Source organism: Mucilaginibacter gossypii (assembly GCF_017569325.2).
GTDB lineage: Bacteria > Bacteroidota > Bacteroidia > Sphingobacteriales > Sphingobacteriaceae > Mucilaginibacter > Mucilaginibacter gossypii.
In genome coordinates this window covers 5,960,883-5,977,048 of the sequence record NZ_CP071878.2, presented here as the reverse complement: position 1 = coordinate 5,977,048, position 16,166 = coordinate 5,960,883, and the positions used below count along the sequence as shown (strand labels likewise).

At 45.0% G+C, this 16,166-nt stretch carries 13 protein-coding genes; 6 read left to right on the top strand and 7 right to left on the bottom strand.

Translation table 11 applies throughout. The annotated features are described in order from the left end of the window. Window positions 1-109: 109 nt before the first annotated feature. Window positions 110-1,489 (top strand): histidine--tRNA ligase, encoded by a 1,380-nt coding sequence (gene hisS, locus J3L18_RS25400; RefSeq protein WP_129571733.1) that lies wholly within the window; start codon window positions 110-112, stop codon window positions 1,487-1,489. A 676-nt stretch (window positions 1,490-2,165) separates the two neighbouring features. Here the strand turns inward: hisS and J3L18_RS25395 are convergent. The 6 genes from J3L18_RS25395 to J3L18_RS25370 form a co-directional block, all read right to left on the bottom strand. Beyond that, window positions 2,166-3,164 (bottom strand): YihY/virulence factor BrkB family protein, encoded by a 999-nt coding sequence (locus tag J3L18_RS25395; protein WP_129571734.1) that lies wholly within the window; start codon window positions 3,162-3,164, stop codon window positions 2,166-2,168. Between the two features lie 109 nt (window positions 3,165-3,273). Then, the gene (locus tag J3L18_RS25390) at window positions 3,274-3,957 is read right to left on the bottom strand and encodes a M15 family metallopeptidase (protein ID WP_129571735.1); all 684 of its coding nucleotides are present in this window, start codon (window positions 3,955-3,957) and stop codon (window positions 3,274-3,276) included. Between the two features lie 9 nt (window positions 3,958-3,966). Then, window positions 3,967-5,193: an alanine dehydrogenase gene (locus J3L18_RS25385; RefSeq protein WP_091176613.1), complete on the bottom strand. Its 1,227-nt coding sequence runs from the start codon at window positions 5,191-5,193 to the stop codon at window positions 3,967-3,969. A 53-nt stretch (window positions 5,194-5,246) separates the two neighbouring features. Then, the gene (gene tsaE, locus J3L18_RS25380) at window positions 5,247-5,663 is read right to left on the bottom strand and encodes a tRNA (adenosine(37)-N6)-threonylcarbamoyltransferase complex ATPase subunit type 1 TsaE (protein WP_129571736.1); all 417 of its coding nucleotides are present in this window, start codon (window positions 5,661-5,663) and stop codon (window positions 5,247-5,249) included. Between the two features lie 470 nt (window positions 5,664-6,133). After that, a complete protein-coding gene (locus J3L18_RS25375) occupies window positions 6,134-8,455 on the bottom strand; it encodes a TonB-dependent receptor (RefSeq protein ID WP_189549488.1) in 2,322 nt (773 codons plus the stop codon). Window positions 8,456-8,528: 73 nt separating this feature from the next. Then, the gene (locus J3L18_RS25370; RefSeq protein ID WP_129571738.1) at window positions 8,529-8,852 is read right to left on the bottom strand and encodes a hypothetical protein; all 324 of its coding nucleotides are present in this window, start codon (window positions 8,850-8,852) and stop codon (window positions 8,529-8,531) included. A gap of 291 nt (window positions 8,853-9,143) precedes the next feature. Between J3L18_RS25370 and J3L18_RS25365 the strand changes: the two genes are divergently transcribed. The 3 genes from J3L18_RS25365 (at window position 9,144) to J3L18_RS25355 (ending at window position 11,437) form a co-directional block, all read left to right on the top strand. Further along, the gene (locus J3L18_RS25365; RefSeq protein ID WP_129571739.1) at window positions 9,144-9,494 is read left to right on the top strand and encodes a hypothetical protein; all 351 of its coding nucleotides are present in this window, start codon (window positions 9,144-9,146) and stop codon (window positions 9,492-9,494) included. A 275-nt stretch (window positions 9,495-9,769) separates the two neighbouring features. Then, the gene (locus J3L18_RS25360; protein ID WP_129571740.1) at window positions 9,770-10,480 is read left to right on the top strand and encodes a peptidylprolyl isomerase; all 711 of its coding nucleotides are present in this window, start codon (window positions 9,770-9,772) and stop codon (window positions 10,478-10,480) included. A 189-nt stretch (window positions 10,481-10,669) separates the two neighbouring features. Beyond that, complete coding sequence (locus J3L18_RS25355) at window positions 10,670-11,437, top strand: exodeoxyribonuclease III (protein ID WP_129571741.1); 768 nt, start codon at window positions 10,670-10,672, stop codon at window positions 11,435-11,437. Window positions 11,438-11,583: 146 nt separating this feature from the next. On the opposite strand, the gene porX is transcribed toward J3L18_RS25355, so the two are convergent. Beyond that, on the bottom strand, window positions 11,584-13,137 hold the full coding sequence (gene porX, locus J3L18_RS25350; RefSeq protein ID WP_129571742.1) for a T9SS response regulator signal transducer PorX: 1,554 nt from the start codon (window positions 13,135-13,137) through the stop codon (window positions 11,584-11,586). A 291-nt stretch (window positions 13,138-13,428) separates the two neighbouring features. Here porX and J3L18_RS25345 point away from each other — a divergent pair, with 291 nt between their 5' ends. Continuing rightward, window positions 13,429-14,661 carry an HD domain-containing protein gene (locus tag J3L18_RS25345; protein ID WP_129571797.1) on the top strand — a complete coding sequence of 411 codons (1,233 nt, stop codon included), beginning with the start codon at window positions 13,429-13,431 and terminating at the stop codon, window positions 14,659-14,661. A 445-nt stretch (window positions 14,662-15,106) separates the two neighbouring features. Beyond that, window positions 15,107-16,156, top strand: a complete 1,050-nt coding sequence (gene lpxD / locus J3L18_RS25340) for a UDP-3-O-(3-hydroxymyristoyl)glucosamine N-acyltransferase (RefSeq protein WP_129571743.1) — start codon at window positions 15,107-15,109, stop codon at window positions 16,154-16,156. Window positions 16,157-16,166 lie beyond the last annotated feature (10 nt).

Below are 16,166 nucleotides of genomic sequence, written 5' to 3'. Positions count from 1 at the left end.
TGGCTCGTGGCCCCCATGCAAGGTAAACAAGAGACAAGGCAACCAGATCAAACGACGCAAAGCCACTACTCCCAACCCCGCATAGCCCTCTTTTTTGTACATTTGCCGCATGGCATCCATTAAACCATCAGTACCCAAAGGCACTCGCGATTTTTCACCTGCCGAAATGGTGAAACGCAATTATATTTTCGACACCATTAAATCCGTTTTCCGCAAATATGGCTATCAGCAGATAGAAACACCGACAATGGAAAAGCTTTCAACCTTGACCGGGAAATACGGTGAAGAAGGTGATAAGTTAATATTTAAAATATTGAACAGCGGCGACTTCCTAACCGATGCGAATATTGATGCAAGCAACATTAATCTAAATTATAAAAAGCTTACGTTACAAATATCTGGCAAGGCCCTGCGCTACGACCTAACCGTGCCTTTTGCCCGTTACGTAGTTCAACACCAGAACGAGATCACTTTTCCGTTCAAGCGTTTCCAGGTGCAGCCGGTTTGGCGTGCCGACAGGCCCCAACGTGGCCGTTACCGTGAGTTTTACCAATGCGATGCGGATGTGGTAGGCTCTGATTCACTACTGAACGAAGCCGAGTTTATCATGATCTATGATGAAGCTTTAACTAAGCTTGGCCTTAAAGATTTCAGCATACAGATCAATAATAGAAAAATACTATCAGGAATCGCTCAAGTTATAGACAAATCCGATAATATTATTGATTTGACTGTAGCCATTGACAAACTGGACAAGATCGGCCTCGATGGCGTGATTAAAGAGCTGCTTGAAAAAGGCTTTACCGATGCCGATATCGATAAGCTAAAACCTGTTATCCTGTTGGAAGGCAACAACACCGAAAAGCTGGCAAGCCTCCGTGAAGCATTAGCCCAATCAGAGATCGGCTTAAAAGGCTGCGACGAAATAGAAACCGTTTTCGGCTACATAGAACGCTGCCCGCTTCAAACCGCTAAGCTTGAATTGGACATCACCCTTGCGCGCGGCTTAAACTATTATACCGGCGCCATCTTCGAGGTGAAAACCAACGAAGTAAATATGGGCAGCATCGGCGGCGGCGGACGTTATGACAACCTTACCGGCATGTTTGGCTTAAAAGGCCTTACCGGTGCAGGGATCTCCTTCGGGGCCGACAGAATCTATGACGTACTGGAAGAGCTAAACCTTTTCCCGGCCGGCAGTAATCAAACCACGCAGGCACTTATATGCAATTTCGATAAAGAAGGCGAACTTTATAGCTTACCTCTATTACAGCGACTCCGTCGCCACAATATCAACACCGAACTCTATCCCGCAGGCGCGAAAATCAAAAAGCAGATGGAGTACGCTAACAATAAAAATATCCCTTATGTGGTAGTTATCGGCGGCGATGAAATGCAAACCGGGCTATTGACATTTAAAAACATGGCAAGCGGGGTTCAGGAGAAATTGACGGCGGATGAGATCGTAGCAAAACTGAACCGGGATTAAACGGATTTTTTGGATTGGTGGGATTTGATTTGTACGCATCTTATTTTCATTTCCTTTTATAGTTTAGTGCAAATGACAAATCCGGGGGGAGACTTACGAAGTTTTGAAAACTTCGTAAGTCTGGATTCTACAACATGTCATGGCGGCCAATTGAAGGATCGCGCGCAAAGCCCTATCCACCATGCTTCGACAGGCTACCTATGACAAGATAAAAAATGTGGTTTTTCGCAGCAGATCAGCTTCGGGTGAAAACGAGCAGAACGATGCTGGGCGGTGCGGCTGCAGGGGCATAGCAAGTTTTTGCAGAAGCGGAGGCATTGCGTGCGAATCGGGGCAAAATAATTGCAGCCCGTGGTTCTGTTCGTTTTGCAGGGTGAAGGCCGTGCCGATGGCTATGGGGCCAGGTTGTGCACAAAGAAGCCTCTCTGCTGCAAGCCTTTTTGGTTACTTTTGTGGCGACAAAAGTAATTGGCCCCGCGCGGCCAAGAGCGCGACGAAGCAAGTTCAATACCACTAAGCACCTTGTCTGCCTATAAGAGATTGTTTCGTAACTCAGCAATGACGTGACGCAGATGTCATTTTTCTTCAGAGTCCGACGGATTTTAATCACTCAGGATGCCCCCCTTTTTTTAAGTTTTCATGCTCAGCATAATACCCGTTTTTACCGTAATGTTTCCTATCCCTTTTTCTCTCCCTCATTCTTTTTCAAATGCCCTTCAAGCTGCGGGTTTTGAGGTGGAAGGGTTTTTACGCGGTGTTCAACCTCGGTTTGCTGAACATGAACGGCATAATCTGCGGGCTCGATATGGCTACCGCTGGCCTCCGCAAATACCTGGGTAAACTCGGCACCGATGTACAATATGGCCGATGTATAATAGATCCAAACCAATATCACAATAATAGAACCCGCCGCGCCGTATGCCGACCCTTGCGCTGTATATTGGATATAAAGGCTGATCAGATACTGCCCTATCATAAACAGGATAGCTGTAAATACCGCGCCGCTGCGCACATCCCGCCATTTGATTTTAACATCGGGCAAAAACTTAAATATGATGCCAAACAAGGTAGTGATCACCACCAGGGTGATGCCCAGGTTTAACGCCTGGACAAATACTTTCGTAAAAGAATCGATACCGGGAAAAAAATGCTGAATCTGATCCTTCAGGGCACTTATGACCAGGTTGATAATAAGCGATGCCAGCAACAGGAAGCCCAGGCTGATGATGAGCGAAAAGGACACAAACCGGTTTTTCAGCAATTGCATCCAGCCGCTTTTAGGCTTGGCTTTAACCCTCCAGATCATATTAAGCGAATCCTGGATCTCGATAAAAATACTGCTCGCGCCCAATAAAAGCGTAACCACGCCAACAACAACCGCTATGCCCGATTTCCCGGATAGCGCAAGGTGTTTTAACGCATCCTGAATTTGTTCTGCAGGTGTTTTGCCAACATAACGAACAATTTCGGGATACAACCGCTCGGTTGCGGCATCCTGTCCAAAAACCAGGCCGGCTACAGATATTACTATAATCAATAAAGGGGCAATTGAAAAAACGGTGTAATAAGCCAGCGACGCGCTTAATTTTAAGCCATTATCTTTTGAAAAGCCCGTGAACGATGCCAGCAACACCTTCCATAGTTGTTTAAAGTATGCTTTGCTTAAAAACTTCATGCCTGTGTTTTTGTAGATTAATGCTTATTCGTGAATGGTTAAGCAATATTGATGCCTTTTGTAGGGCTAATTAAATAAAAGTTGTGAGTTTTGGACGGGCTTAAAATATTTATAGGGCCTGTACCGGAATATCCAGCAGCTCATATTTTTCCCAGCCCGTAAAGTCATAATGCCACCATTCGGTTGAGATCACCCTGAAGCCGTATTTGGCCATTATCGTTTTTAATAATTCGCGGTTTGTAATTTGCTGCGGCGGTAAATCCATATAGTTTGCCCCGGCCTTACGGCTAAAGCTATCAAAGCCGGTTGGCATATCCAGTTCTTTTCCGGTTTTAATGTTGATAAGGGAAAGGTCAATAGCGCAACCACGGTTATGCTTTGAGCCTTTGCGCGGATCGGCTACAAAATTGGTATCGGGGGCCATTTCATAAAAATTAACGGTAACCGAATATGGCCGATAGGCATCATAAATTTTAAGGCCAAGACCCTGAATTTTTAATTCGGCTTCAACCTGCTGAAGCGCTTTTACAACCGGAAGTCTTGCATAAGCTTTGGCCGTTGTGTACATACGGCGGCGCATAAAATTGTTAGTTGTAGCATACCGCAGGTCTAAGATAATTTCGGGGATATATTTCTTTATTTCAACCAGCTGTTTATCCGGGTTTGCTTTAACCTGTAGTTTATAGCGGGCAATACCATAAATTTTTGCACTGTCGATATATTTATAGTGCTGCGCATTAACACGCAAAGTACACGCTACAAACATCAGCAATATCAAATATCGATGATTCATATTATCAGTTTACCTGTGCGATACGATCAGCAAATCGAGGTCTTTGCAGGGGATCGAGAAACGCTCGCCAATGTGTTTATTGGTAAGCTGGCCCTGGTAAATATAAACCGCGTTACGCACCCCCGATTTTTGCCAGATGAGGTTTTTGATGCCGCCCATATCGCCAATATCAAGCAGTATAGGTGCAAAAATATTGGTGAGCGCATAGGTAGCGGTACGGGCCACACGCGATGCGATGTTAGGCACACAATAATGAATTACATCATATTTGCGAAAAACGGGGTGGGTATGATTGGTAACTTCGGACGTTTCAAAGCAACCTCCCTGGTCAATACTTACATCAATGATCACCGAGTCGCGTTTCATGCGGCTAACGGTTTCCTCGGATATAATACAGGGGCTGCGGCCATCTTCGGCACGGAGCGCCCCTATAGCCACATCGCAGGTGGTGATGGCTTTTTCCAATACAATAGGCTGTACCACCGAAGTGAAAACGCGGTTGCCGATATTGTTTTGCAGGCGCCGGAGCTTGTATATCGACGGATCGAACACCTTAACCTCGGCACCCAATGATATGGCGGTGCGTGCCGCGTATTCGCCCACGGTTCCGGCACCCAGAATCACAATTTCGGTTGGCGGAACGCCGGTTATACCGCCCAGCATCAGGCCTTTGCCTTCAAAAACATTGCTTAAATATTCGGCTGCTATAAGTATGGAGGTTGCGCCCACAATTTCGCTCATAGCCCTTACCACCGTAAGGGTATTGCCCTCATCGCGCAAATGCTCAAAACTTAGCGCGGTGATCTTTTTGGCCATCAGCGCCTGAATACTTTCGGCCTTGAGCGTAGCGATTTGAAGGGTAGAGATCAGGAGCTGCCCGGGCTTCATCAGCTCAATTTCATGCGTGGTAGGAGGGGCTATCTTGATAATGATATCGGCCTCGTAAACCTTTTTGGTATCATATACTATCTGGGCGCCCTGTTCACTGTAATCTTTATCCGAAAAATTGGCGGCCTGCCCGGCATTACTCTCCAGCATCACCTCGTGGCCGTTATTAACCAGCAAGGCTACCGACAGTGGGGTCAACGGCACACGGTTTTCCTGGAAGGAAACCTCTTTGGGAATGCCGATGTATAGCTTGTTTTTTTTGCTTTTTACCTCCAGCAACGACTCCTGGGGCTGTAACATTGCTTGCTTGGCAATATCCGAAAACCCGCTATATATCCCTGAACTCATGATGTGTTTTTTTTAAGGCTGTTGAAGATAAGAAAAAACGATGTATGATAAAACTAAATATTTTCCATGCTGATGCTGCGCGAGGTGCTGTCCAAAACCCGGATCCGGATGTTGGTGTAACGGTTCGGCAGCAGGTCGGGAATTTTTTCGGGCCACTCAATAAAGCAGTAGGCATCGCTGTAAAAATATTCCTCATAGCCCATATCCAATGCTTCTGTTTGATTTTTAAGGCGATAGAAATCAAAATGAAAGATCCTGGCGTCGCGCCCGGTGTATTCGTTTACAATTGAAAACGTCGGACTGGTTGCCTGTTCTGTTACGCCAAGTTCTTCGCATAAAGCTTTGATGAGCGTTGTTTTGCCCGCCCCCATTTCGCCATAAAAAAGAAAAATTTTATTCCCTGCCGAGTTGGCCAGGATGGCTTCGGCAGCCTGCGGTAATTGAGATGTTGAATTTACAGATAGTTGCACTTGTTATAATTTTGTTCTATACCATGTCATTTTGCGAGCGCAGCGTGGCAACCGCATGCTATACAAGGCCGCTTTGCTTCCGTGTAATTGCTTTATTTTATTATAATGACGAGATCGTGAATTATTAAATATATTTTTTTATCGATATTAATATGGGCGTTGCCTGCGGCCCGTGCTATCCGCTCATACTGCACAGGCCTTAACCACAAGGCCGGTATCCGCTATTATCACTAACGCGGCCCACGCACATCATCGCTAAAGCCTATCTTATACGCCATCACGGTTTTTCAGGGACTCACCCGGTGATTACTCACCATGACATCTTTTTAGTTGTTCAAAAATACTCAAAATCCCTAAATTATAAATTAGCTGTCAATGCTTTAAAAAAACCCTTGCATCTTATCGCTCTTACAGGAAAATAAAAAGTCCCGCCGGGCAGCAGGACTTTTTATATAAAATATCATTAATGATTAATTGATGGATAATGGCAAATAAATACCGAAGGTAATATTGCGCCCCATGTTATAAATGCCAAATTCCGGATCTTCCGAACTTATACGACCGGGCTTAAGACGGCTAAGCGCGTCGTAGTACTTGATGTTGGCCAGGTTATTACCCGATACATACAGTTTAACTGGTTGTTTGCCAAAGTTAACCGTTGTGCCCAGGCCGGCATTTAATAGCGTGTAGCCTTTGGTGCCGGTTTCAAAAGCGGAATCATAACGGTACTGGTTAAAGAAATTATCAATACCTACCGAAATGTATGATTGTTTCACCCCTTTAATAGTTGGCTCAAAACGCAGCGTATTTTTCAGCGTACCTGCAGGGATGAACGCCAGCGGCCTGTCGAGCGTGTTGTTTCGGGCATAAGTATAACCAAAGGTATTTTCAAAATGAATGAAGCTTACCGGGTGCAGGGTAAAGTTACCTTCGACGCCATACAGGTTAGCATTAACCTGGTTGTAACGGTATACATCAAACTGGCTCAGGCTACCGGCTCCGTTTACGGCCTGTGCTACATCCCCCTGTTTGTGCGATGCATAAATAAAGTTGTGGATGTAGTTTTCATAGATCCCTAAACTGGCACTTACAATTTTGTCGTCGTATTGCAGGGTAGCGTCAACCTGGTAACTTCTTTCAGGCGCCAGGTTAGGATTACCTATTTCATAGCGGAAAGTACCTTCATGTACACCGTTGGAGCCAAGTTCGGCCGGGTTTGGCGCACGAAAAGCCGAGCCGGCGTTGGCCTTGAAATTCAAATTGTCATTAAACTCATGCGTATAACCCAACGCTCCGCTTATGTTCGAAAATTTGTTGGTAAAGGGGGTAAATTTGGTTTCGCCATCCTCAACCAGGCCTTTGCCCTTGTTTCTACGATAATCATACCTGATACCTGCATTAAAGGTGTTTTTATCCCAGGTTTTTTTGATGTATGCGAAAGCGCCCACGCCATACGTATCATAAGCCGGGATCAAAAACTCCGAGCCTTTATTTAAGCTGTGACCAATGTCCGAACTAGCGCCAAAAACAGGTTGCCATCCGTTTGCTTCGGTAACATAATATTTTACATCGCCCGAGTACGTATTCAAATCAAAGAACAGGGAAGGATCCGGTCCGTCAAGCTCGCGGCGCTGGTTTTTCTGGTAGCCGAGGTTCACTTTCAGGTTGCCCCCTTCGGTAATGAAGTTGTTATCCCAGTTTATTTTATAATGGCGGATATCTTGTTTAGGGTATTCAAGCGTACGGCTTTTATACTCATCCTGCGTAAATGGTGTGCCATCGTCATGCAAAAAGTTGAGGCCATTAGCAGGCTCAGGATCGTAAAAACCGATATTGTTTTTAAAGTAGCTAAGGTTGATGTGCGAGTAACCCCATGATTTGTTGAGACCGATCATACCGCTCAGATCAGTTTCATTAAAACCAGAGTTAGGGAAATAGTAGTCTGGCGTTTTAAAGGAGTAGGCATTTTTGTAGCTGCCGCGGGCGCGCCATACCAGTCCGTTTTCGTTACCGGTAAGCATCAAAGAAGTTCCGGTTAGGCCGTTGTTGGTGGAGTAGTTGGTTAAAAACTCACCTTTGATCTGCCCGTCGGGCGGGGTAAGTGGCTCAAGCAGGTTAATAACACCACCCAGCGCGTCTGATCCGTATAGCAGTGAAGCCGCCCCGCGAAGCACCTCTACTCTGTCCGAGCTGTATTGATCAATCTCAATACCGTGTTCATCGCCCCATTGCTGCCCTTGTTGTTTAACCCCGTCGCTCAAAGTAACTACACGATTATAGCTTAAGCCACGGATAACCGGTTTGGAAATAGAAGGGCCGGTAGTGATCTGCGACATGCCCGGCACCTGGTGTGCAAGCGCGTCGATGAGGTTGGTTGACTGCCTTAACAAGCCATCGCGCCCCACAGCTGATACTGATGTGCTGTTTTGTTTATTATTAGCGCTGATAGCTGTGCCGGTAATAACCACTTCGTGGGTTTCGATAATGCTCGACTGCAATTCAAAAACCAGCGGAGTGCCGGCCGAAAGATCAACTATTTTGGTAAGGGATTTATAACCCACATATTCTATCGAGAACAGGAACCTACCCCTGTTGGGTAATGATTTAAAGGAAAACTCGCCATTAGGATCGGTGATGGCAGATATTTTTAATTCGGGGATAGTGATCACAGCACCTGGTAAGGTTTGTTTTGATTGCGCGTCGACCACACGGCCTTTAACAATAATAACATCTGCAAATGCAGAAACCTGCACCAACAGCAATATAATGAAGCTTATAAGCTTTAATTTCATGATAAAAGATTAAGAAAATCAATAAATACCGTTATTATCAACGGCTATGTTTTGAGGAAAGAGTAAGGTAACCTTAAGCATTTACCGGAGGGGCGCGGCCGGCGGCAAGGATAAGCGCAAGGCTTACAAAATTGTAATCTCCGGCTTTAAAAACATGATCAGAAGTTACAAGAGGGATAAAAAATGAACTGTTGCTAACGGCCACAGCATCGGTATGGTGCATGGCATCGCACAGTAAACATTTTTCTTTAACAGTTTGCTGACCAACAGCCATATGGCTGTGTTTGGTTATTCCCTTGATCAACGCGTGCTGGTGCGAATAAACCATATATTGCCCGGCCGCAAAGCAAACAAGCAGCAGCCACGCAAATACAATATGTAAGCGTTTTTTTTTCACAGTCAACATCCCTTTAACGGAATACGGCAAAAATAAGTATTAAAACGAGAATATTAATGCAACATTGTAACAATAATGTGGTGTTTATAGTTCATAGATGATAGTTCATGGTTTAGTGTTTGATAGAAAAAGGCCACATTGCACATTTTACTATGAACTATCATCTATGAACCATGAACTAACATAAAATGATAGGTCATGGCTTTGGCGTTTGTTAGGAAAAAGCCATTTGCCAGATTTTTACTATGAACCATCAACTATGAACCATGAACTAATCTATCTTTGCCAAATATGACACCTGCTGAGATTAATAAAAAATGGGATGTGCTGCAGCAGCGGATAGCTGAGGATTTTGATAACGAAAAGCCCGATATAAAGGTGATGCTTTTTTTGATCGGGGTACAGGAGCTGGGCCAGGGGCCGCGTAAGTTCAGCAAGCGCCAAAAAGAAGAGCTGATGCATATCGCAACCTGCCGCTTAATGAGCATGATGGGCTTTTACGAGCTTGAAGGCCTTGACCAGGATGGCTGGCCACACTGGAAACGCGTAAAAGTAATCCCGAACTATACCCTGCTTGAACAGGAAATGATGATGAAATCGCTCATTGTAAATTACTTTGAGGAGATGGATGGGGCAGAATAGTGAGTGGTTTATTGGGTTGATAACAGGGCTTTATAATTCCCCTCTTGAGAGGGGGCGGGGAGGGAAGAGCGATAGCAGGGGTGTGTTTCTGCGATTGGCTTATCAAAGCATAAACACACCCCTCCGCCCCTCTCAAGAGGGGAATCGCACATTTCCCAGCTTTTTACCCCTTTAATTGATCCCGAGGAGGGAATTAGAACATTCGGAACAAATAATCTATCTTCATCAATAAAAAAATCAACGCAATCAGCGAAATCGAAAATAATCAACGGTCTATGAAGAAACTTTTTACCCTAAGCATTCTTTTATTAACCCTTACAGCCGCGTTTGCCGGACCACCTAAAAATCAGTATGTACGCATCCATACGGTTTATGGCGATTGTATCCTTCGCCTGTATAATGAAACGCCATTGCACCGCGATAACTTTATCAAACTAACCAAAAAGGGATTTTATAATGGTACGCTGTTTCACCGCGTGATCCAGAATTTCATGATCCAGGGGGGCGACCCGGATTCAAAGGACCCCGTAAAAGCAAAACCCGGCGCCGAGCTGGGCAATGGCGAAGTGGGTTATACCATCCCCGCCGAATTTCGCGATAGCCTGTTTCATAAACGCGGTGTACTTGCTGCCGCGCGGGATGATAACCCTAAAAAAGAATCAAGCGGCTGCCAGTTTTATATTGTGGAAGGCAAACGCTTTACCGACGGCAAACTGGATACACTGGAAAATACCCGGCTTAAAGGCCGCAAGATCCCGGCATGGCAGCGGGAATGGTATAAATCAGTCGGCGGTTCGCCACACCTTGATCAAAATTATACCGTTTTTGGCGAGGTTGTTTCGGGGATTGATATGGTTGATAGGATTGCTGCCGTAAAAAAGGATGCCAATGACCGTCCCAATGCTGATGTGCCTATGACGGTTGAGTTGCTAAGCAAAAAGGAATGCAGGCAGTTGGATGCTATTCTTTTTCCCGCAAAAAAATAAAAAAGTTGTCATTTCGACCGAAGGGAGAAATCTTATACGCCATGCAAATTAAACTATACAGGGCGTATAAGGTTTCTCTTTCGCCCCGTCGCTAAGACCCCATCTCTGCTCTATCGAAATGACAATTTTGTTGTAATTTCGTGATTTTAAATCGCAGTTAATTCCGAAATCGAACATCCGAAATCTCAAATGAAAATACTTACATATAACGTTAATGGCATCCGTTCGGCAATAAACAAGGGTTGGCTGGCCTGGCTGCAGGCTACTGATGCCGATGTTGTTTGTTTACAGGAAATTAAAGCGACACCCGATGTGCTGACCGATCTGGGTTTGGTTGATCAGATGGGTTATCAGCATTACTGGTTCCCGGCAGAAAAGAAGGGTTATAGCGGTACTGCCATTTTTACCAAAATTTTGCCCAAGCATATTGAGTACGGCTGCGGTATTCCTGATTTTGACCGTGAGGGGCGCTGCATCCGTGTTGACTTTGATGAGGTTTCGGTGATGAGCGTTTATTTCCCATCAGGCTCAAGCGGTGATGACCGGCAAATTTTTAAATACCGTTTTTTAGATGAGTTTGGCAAGTATCTTACCCTGCTTAAAGTGGAGCACCCTAACCTGGTGGTTTGCGGCGACTATAACATTTGTCACCGCCCTATTGATATTCACAACCCAAAATCAAACGCCAACTCATCGGGCTTTTTGCCGGAGGAACGTGAATGGATGGAGAACTTTATTGAAGGCGGATTTATAGATACCTTCCGCCACCTGAACAAAGAACCGCATAACTACACCTGGTGGAGTTTCCGTGCCGGATCACGCGGTAAAAACTTAGGCTGGCGTATTGATTACGCCATGGCCAGTACCCCGCTTGAAGATAAGATCCGCCGTGCAGCTATATTGCCGGAGGCTAAACACTCCGATCATTGCCCGGTATTGCTGGAATTGGAGTTTTAAGCCCCTCTAAATCTCCCCTGAAGGGGAGACTTTAAGAAATATTAAAAAAATGTCATTGCGAGCGTAGCGCGGCAATCGCGTAGCTATACAGGGCGTATATGCTTCCGTGCGATTGCCGCGCTACGCTCGCAATGACATTAATGGGTTTACTTTGGCCCGTAAGTAACCACCGGTACTATCATTTCCTCTAACGAGATCCCTCCGTGCTGGAAAGTTTCATTATAGAAATTCACAAAGTGGTTGTAGTTGTTCGGGTATACGAAATAGCTGTCTTCCTTGGCAAAAACAAAGCTTGAGCTAATGTGCAGCCTTGGCAGCATGGCATCATGCGGGTTGCGGATATGGAAAACCTCCTTGGCATTATAGTTAAGGTTTTTGCCTTGTTTATAGCGCAGGTTGGTGTTAGTGTTCCTGTCGCCTACAATTTTGCTCGGGTTTTTTACGCGGATGGTACCATGATCGGTAGTAATGATAACACGTACCTGTTTTTGTGCGAGATATTTCAGCAGGTCGAACAACGGGGAGTGCTCAAACCACGACAGGGTTAATGAACGGTAAGCAGCATCATCACTTGCCAGCTCGCGGATCATCTGCATATCTGTACGGGCATGCGAAAGCATATCCACAAAGTTATATACCACCACGTTAAGCTCGTTGTTCATGAGGTTATTCACCGACTCATTCAGCGCGCGGCCTTCGTCAATATTCAGGATCTTATGGTATGAGTGTTTGCAATCCTTTCGCAGCACACGTTTCAGGTGGTCGGCTAAAAACTCGGCTTCGTACAAGTTCTTGCCGCCTTCATCCTCGTCGTTTTGCCACATAGATGGATAGCGGCGCTCCATATCCAAAGGCATCAGCCCCGAAAAAATGGAATTACGGGCGTATTGCGTAGCTGTTGGCAGGATACTATAATAAGTGTCCTCTTCCTCCAGTCTGAAATATTCGGAAATAATTGGGTTAATGATCTTAAACTGATCGTAACGCAGGTTATCTATCAAAATAAAAAACAAAGGGCCTTTGCCGTCAAGCTTAGGGAATACTTTCTTTTTAAATAACTGGGGCGATGAAGTTGGCGCCAAATCGGGATTTTTAATCCAGTTAAGGTAGTTGCGCTCCACAAACTTGCAAAACTGTGTATTGGCTTCGGCCTTTTGCAGCGTCAGGATTTCGTGCATGCCGGCATCTTCCAGTTTCTCGAGCTCAAGCTCCCAGTAGATCAGCTTTTTGTAAACATCAACCCATTCCTGGTGACTCAGATTGTCGTTAAGGGTCATGCCCAGTGTACGGAAATCCATCTGGTAGGCCATGGTGGTTTTTTCGGTAACGAGGCGTTTGTTTTCCGTAAGTTTTTTTATAGTAAGCAAAATTTGCTTAGGGTGAACCGGCTTAATCAGATAGTCGTCTATCTTTGAGCCGATGGCATCTTCCATCAGGTACTCTTCTTCATTTTTGGTGATCAGCACAATGGGTACATCGTTGTTAATGTTCTTGATCTGCTGCAGGGTTTCCAGGCCGGTAAGGCCGGGCATGTTCTCATCAAGGAAAACCAGGTCGAAATAATTGTTCTTAAAAGAGTCGACGGCGTCGTAGCCATTGGTAACCGTGGTTACTTTGTAGCCCTTTTCGCCCAGGAAAAGTATATGTGGTCTTAACAGGTCAATTTCGTCATCGGCCCATAAAATGGTGGTATCTTGCATAGTATATGTATGTTATGTGGTCTGAACTCGAATTTGGGGGAATTTTATGAATTTATAGAATTTTGCCTACAAGGTGTATAAATATCAGGCTTAAATTCTGGTGATTCTTTAATTCAAGAAATTCGAGTTCAGAAAAATTCTGTAAATTCTGATTCAGACAATTTTTATTTTGAAAATAAACCCCAAATAGATGCTTTTGTTGTTACACAGTAAAGGTATTAACAAAATTTAACAAACCTGTCGCGCTTATTTTACCTTTGTTTTACATTTTTGCAATTATTAAAAGCGGCATTGAATAAAAAGAAAATAATTAACGACCCGGTTTATGGCTTTATCAGTATCCCTACCGAACTGATCTTTGACCTTATATCCCATCCATACTTTCAGCGTCTGCGTTATATTAAACAGCTGGGCATGACCCACCTGGTATACCCAGGAGCATTGCACACCCGTTTTCATCACGCTTTGGGCGCCATGTACCTGATGGATACAGCGCTTGAAACCCTCCGAAACAAGGGCCATCAAATTTCTGCCGAAGAGGAGGAGGCGGTTACCATTGCCATATTATTGCATGATATTGGTCACGGGCCATTTTCGCACGCTTTGGAAAACACCATTATCGACGGGATAGCACACGAGGATATTTCATCAATGCTGATGAATAAGCTTAATGCCCGGTTTGAGGGCAAGCTTACCATGGCTATCAATATTTTTAATGATACCTATCCGCGTAAGTTCCTGCACCAGTTGGTATCCAGCCAACTGGATATGGACAGGCTGGATTACCTTAACCGCGACAGTTTCTTCACCGGTGTATCCGAAGGGGTGATCAGTTCAGAACGGATCATTAAGATGCTCAATGTTAAAGACGACCATGTAGTTGTTGATGAAAAGGGCATTTACTCGATAGAAAAATTTTTAATTGCCCGCCGCCTCATGTACTGGCAGGTTTATCTGCATAAAACAGTAATAGCAGGCGAGGAGGTGTTAACCAAGATCTTCAGGCGCGGCCGCGAACTGATTTCGCAGGGTAAGGAATTGTTTGCCACCCCAGCCCTGCTGCATTTTTTAAAGAACCGCATTGGCCGTGATGCTTTCATGAACGAGGACCATCACCTGGAAACTTTTGCCTGTTTGGATGATACCGATATTATGGCGTCGGTAAAAGTGTGGGCATATCATCCCGACCTGGTACTTTCTCATCTTTGCAAAAACCTGGTGCAGCGTAACCTTTTCAGGGTTGATATTACCAACGAATGCCCCGATGAAGCTTTTGTTGAAAGCCTTCGCCAAAAGGCGATGGAAAAGTATGGTGTTAGTTACGAAGATGCTGCGGCCTACTTTGTATTTACCACGTCTATCCGCAATAATGCTTATAACCAAAACGATGGCAACATTGGTATATTAATGAAGAATGGCGAGGTAAAGGATATTGCCGCCGCCAGCGACAACTCAAACCTGGTAGCTTTGGCCAAAACGGTGAAAAAATATATCCTGTGTTATAATAAGGAGTTGTTGAATTAACAGGCGGTTTTCACTGTAGAGACGCATAATTGCGTCTCCAGCATGCAGGTTACGGCAGTTCGGGATTGGCAAAGCGATCTGTCCTAAAGGAGACGCAATTATGCGTCTCTACATAAAAAGGCATTATGGATAAATGCCGGAAATGTGCACTGGCCGCGTTAGGAATTGTAGTGTAATGCCCGCAGCGAGGGTTGGAATTACGGGTTGGGCAAGCGAGGACTTGGAACGGAAAGCCCGGCCGCAGGCAACGCCCCTATTTAAGAGAGCGATAAAACAATGGCGTCGTACTTTGGATTTTAACAAATAGCAAAACGAAACCGATATACATCTGCGACAAATGAAGAAATGGTGAAAAATAAAACGCGTTGACAGTCAAAACTTTTTAACGCGTGTTCATAACTCATTAATAATTTGTTGCTTCAATTTTAACATTTAAATTTGCCCGATGCAATTTACCGCTCATGATATAAGTTTACTGCTCAACGGAACTGTAGAAGGCGATCCTTCGGCAACTGTTAGCCAGCTTGCCAAGATAGAGGAAGCCGGAGCCGGCAGCCTTTCTTTTTTGGCCAACCCTAAGTATGAGCAGTTTCTGTATACTACCAACGCCTCCATTGTTATTGTTAATAATGATCAGCAGTTAACGGAGCCCGTAAAAGCTACACTGATCAGGGTTGAAAACGCTTACAGCGCGTTCACTGTCCTGCTTGACAAGTACAACACTTTCAGGCTTGATAAAAAAGGAATTGAACAGCCAAGCTTTATCCATCCCACAGCACAGGTAGGGGCGGGCGTTTATATCGGCGCATTTGCCTATATCGGCCAAAATGTAAGCATCGGCGATAATTGTAAGATCTATCCAAACGTTAATGTTGGCGATAATGTAACCCTTGGCAATAATGTAACGCTGTTTGCAGGGGCTACGGTTTACTTTGATTGCGTTATCGGCAACAATGTGATAGTGCATTCAGGAGCGGTAATAGGCAGTGATGGCTTTGGCTTTGCCCCTAACCCCGATGGTACTTACACCAAAATTGCACAGATTGGTAACGTAATATTGGAAGACGACGTTGAAGTGGGTTCAAATACTACTATCGACAGGGCAACCATGGGTTCGACCATAGTGCGTAAAGGCGCGAAAATTGACAACCTGATCCAGATAGCCCACAATGTGGAAATTGGTGCGCATACTGTAATTGCAGCACAGTCGGGCATTTCGGGCAGTACCAAAATTGGCGAAAGGGTTGTAATTGGCGGCCAGGTTGGTTTTGCCGGTCACCTCAATATTGCTAACGGATCGCAGGTTTCGGCCCAGACGGGGATAAACGGCTCTATAACAGAAGAAGGTAAGGCATGGGGGGGCTCTCCATATATGCCATATAAAGATTACCTTCGTGCCCACGCTAAGCTGCGAAAGCTGCCGGAGCTTGACCGCAAGGTGTACGAGCTTGAAAAATTAATTGAAGAACTACGTAAAGGCAAGGTAAGCGAATAGCCTTAGCCTG

Excerpts from the sequence above, each read along its gene's own strand:
- J3L18_RS25390 (WP_129571735.1), bottom strand. The coding sequence starts at position 3,957 with ATGAATCATCGATATTTGATATTGCTGATGTTTGTAGCGTGTACTTTG.
- hisS (WP_129571733.1), top strand. The coding sequence starts at position 110 with ATGGCATCCATTAAACCATCAGTACCCAAAGGCACTCGCGATTTTTCA.
- J3L18_RS25360 (WP_129571740.1), top strand. The coding sequence starts at position 9,770 with ATGAAGAAACTTTTTACCCTAAGCATTCTTTTATTAACCCTTACAGCC.
- J3L18_RS25395 (WP_129571734.1), bottom strand. The coding sequence starts at position 3,164 with ATGAAGTTTTTAAGCAAAGCATACTTTAAACAACTATGGAAGGTGTTG.
- J3L18_RS25355 (WP_129571741.1), top strand. The coding sequence starts at position 10,670 with ATGAAAATACTTACATATAACGTTAATGGCATCCGTTCGGCAATAAAC.
- porX (WP_129571742.1), bottom strand. The coding sequence starts at position 13,137 with ATGCAAGATACCACCATTTTATGGGCCGATGACGAAATTGACCTGTTA.
- lpxD (WP_129571743.1), top strand. The coding sequence starts at position 15,107 with ATGCAATTTACCGCTCATGATATAAGTTTACTGCTCAACGGAACTGTA.
- J3L18_RS25385 (WP_091176613.1), bottom strand. The coding sequence starts at position 5,193 with ATGAGTTCAGGGATATATAGCGGGTTTTCGGATATTGCCAAGCAAGCA.
- J3L18_RS25365 (WP_129571739.1), top strand. The coding sequence starts at position 9,144 with ATGACACCTGCTGAGATTAATAAAAAATGGGATGTGCTGCAGCAGCGG.
- J3L18_RS25375 (WP_189549488.1), bottom strand. The coding sequence starts at position 8,455 with ATGAAATTAAAGCTTATAAGCTTCATTATATTGCTGTTGGTGCAGGTT.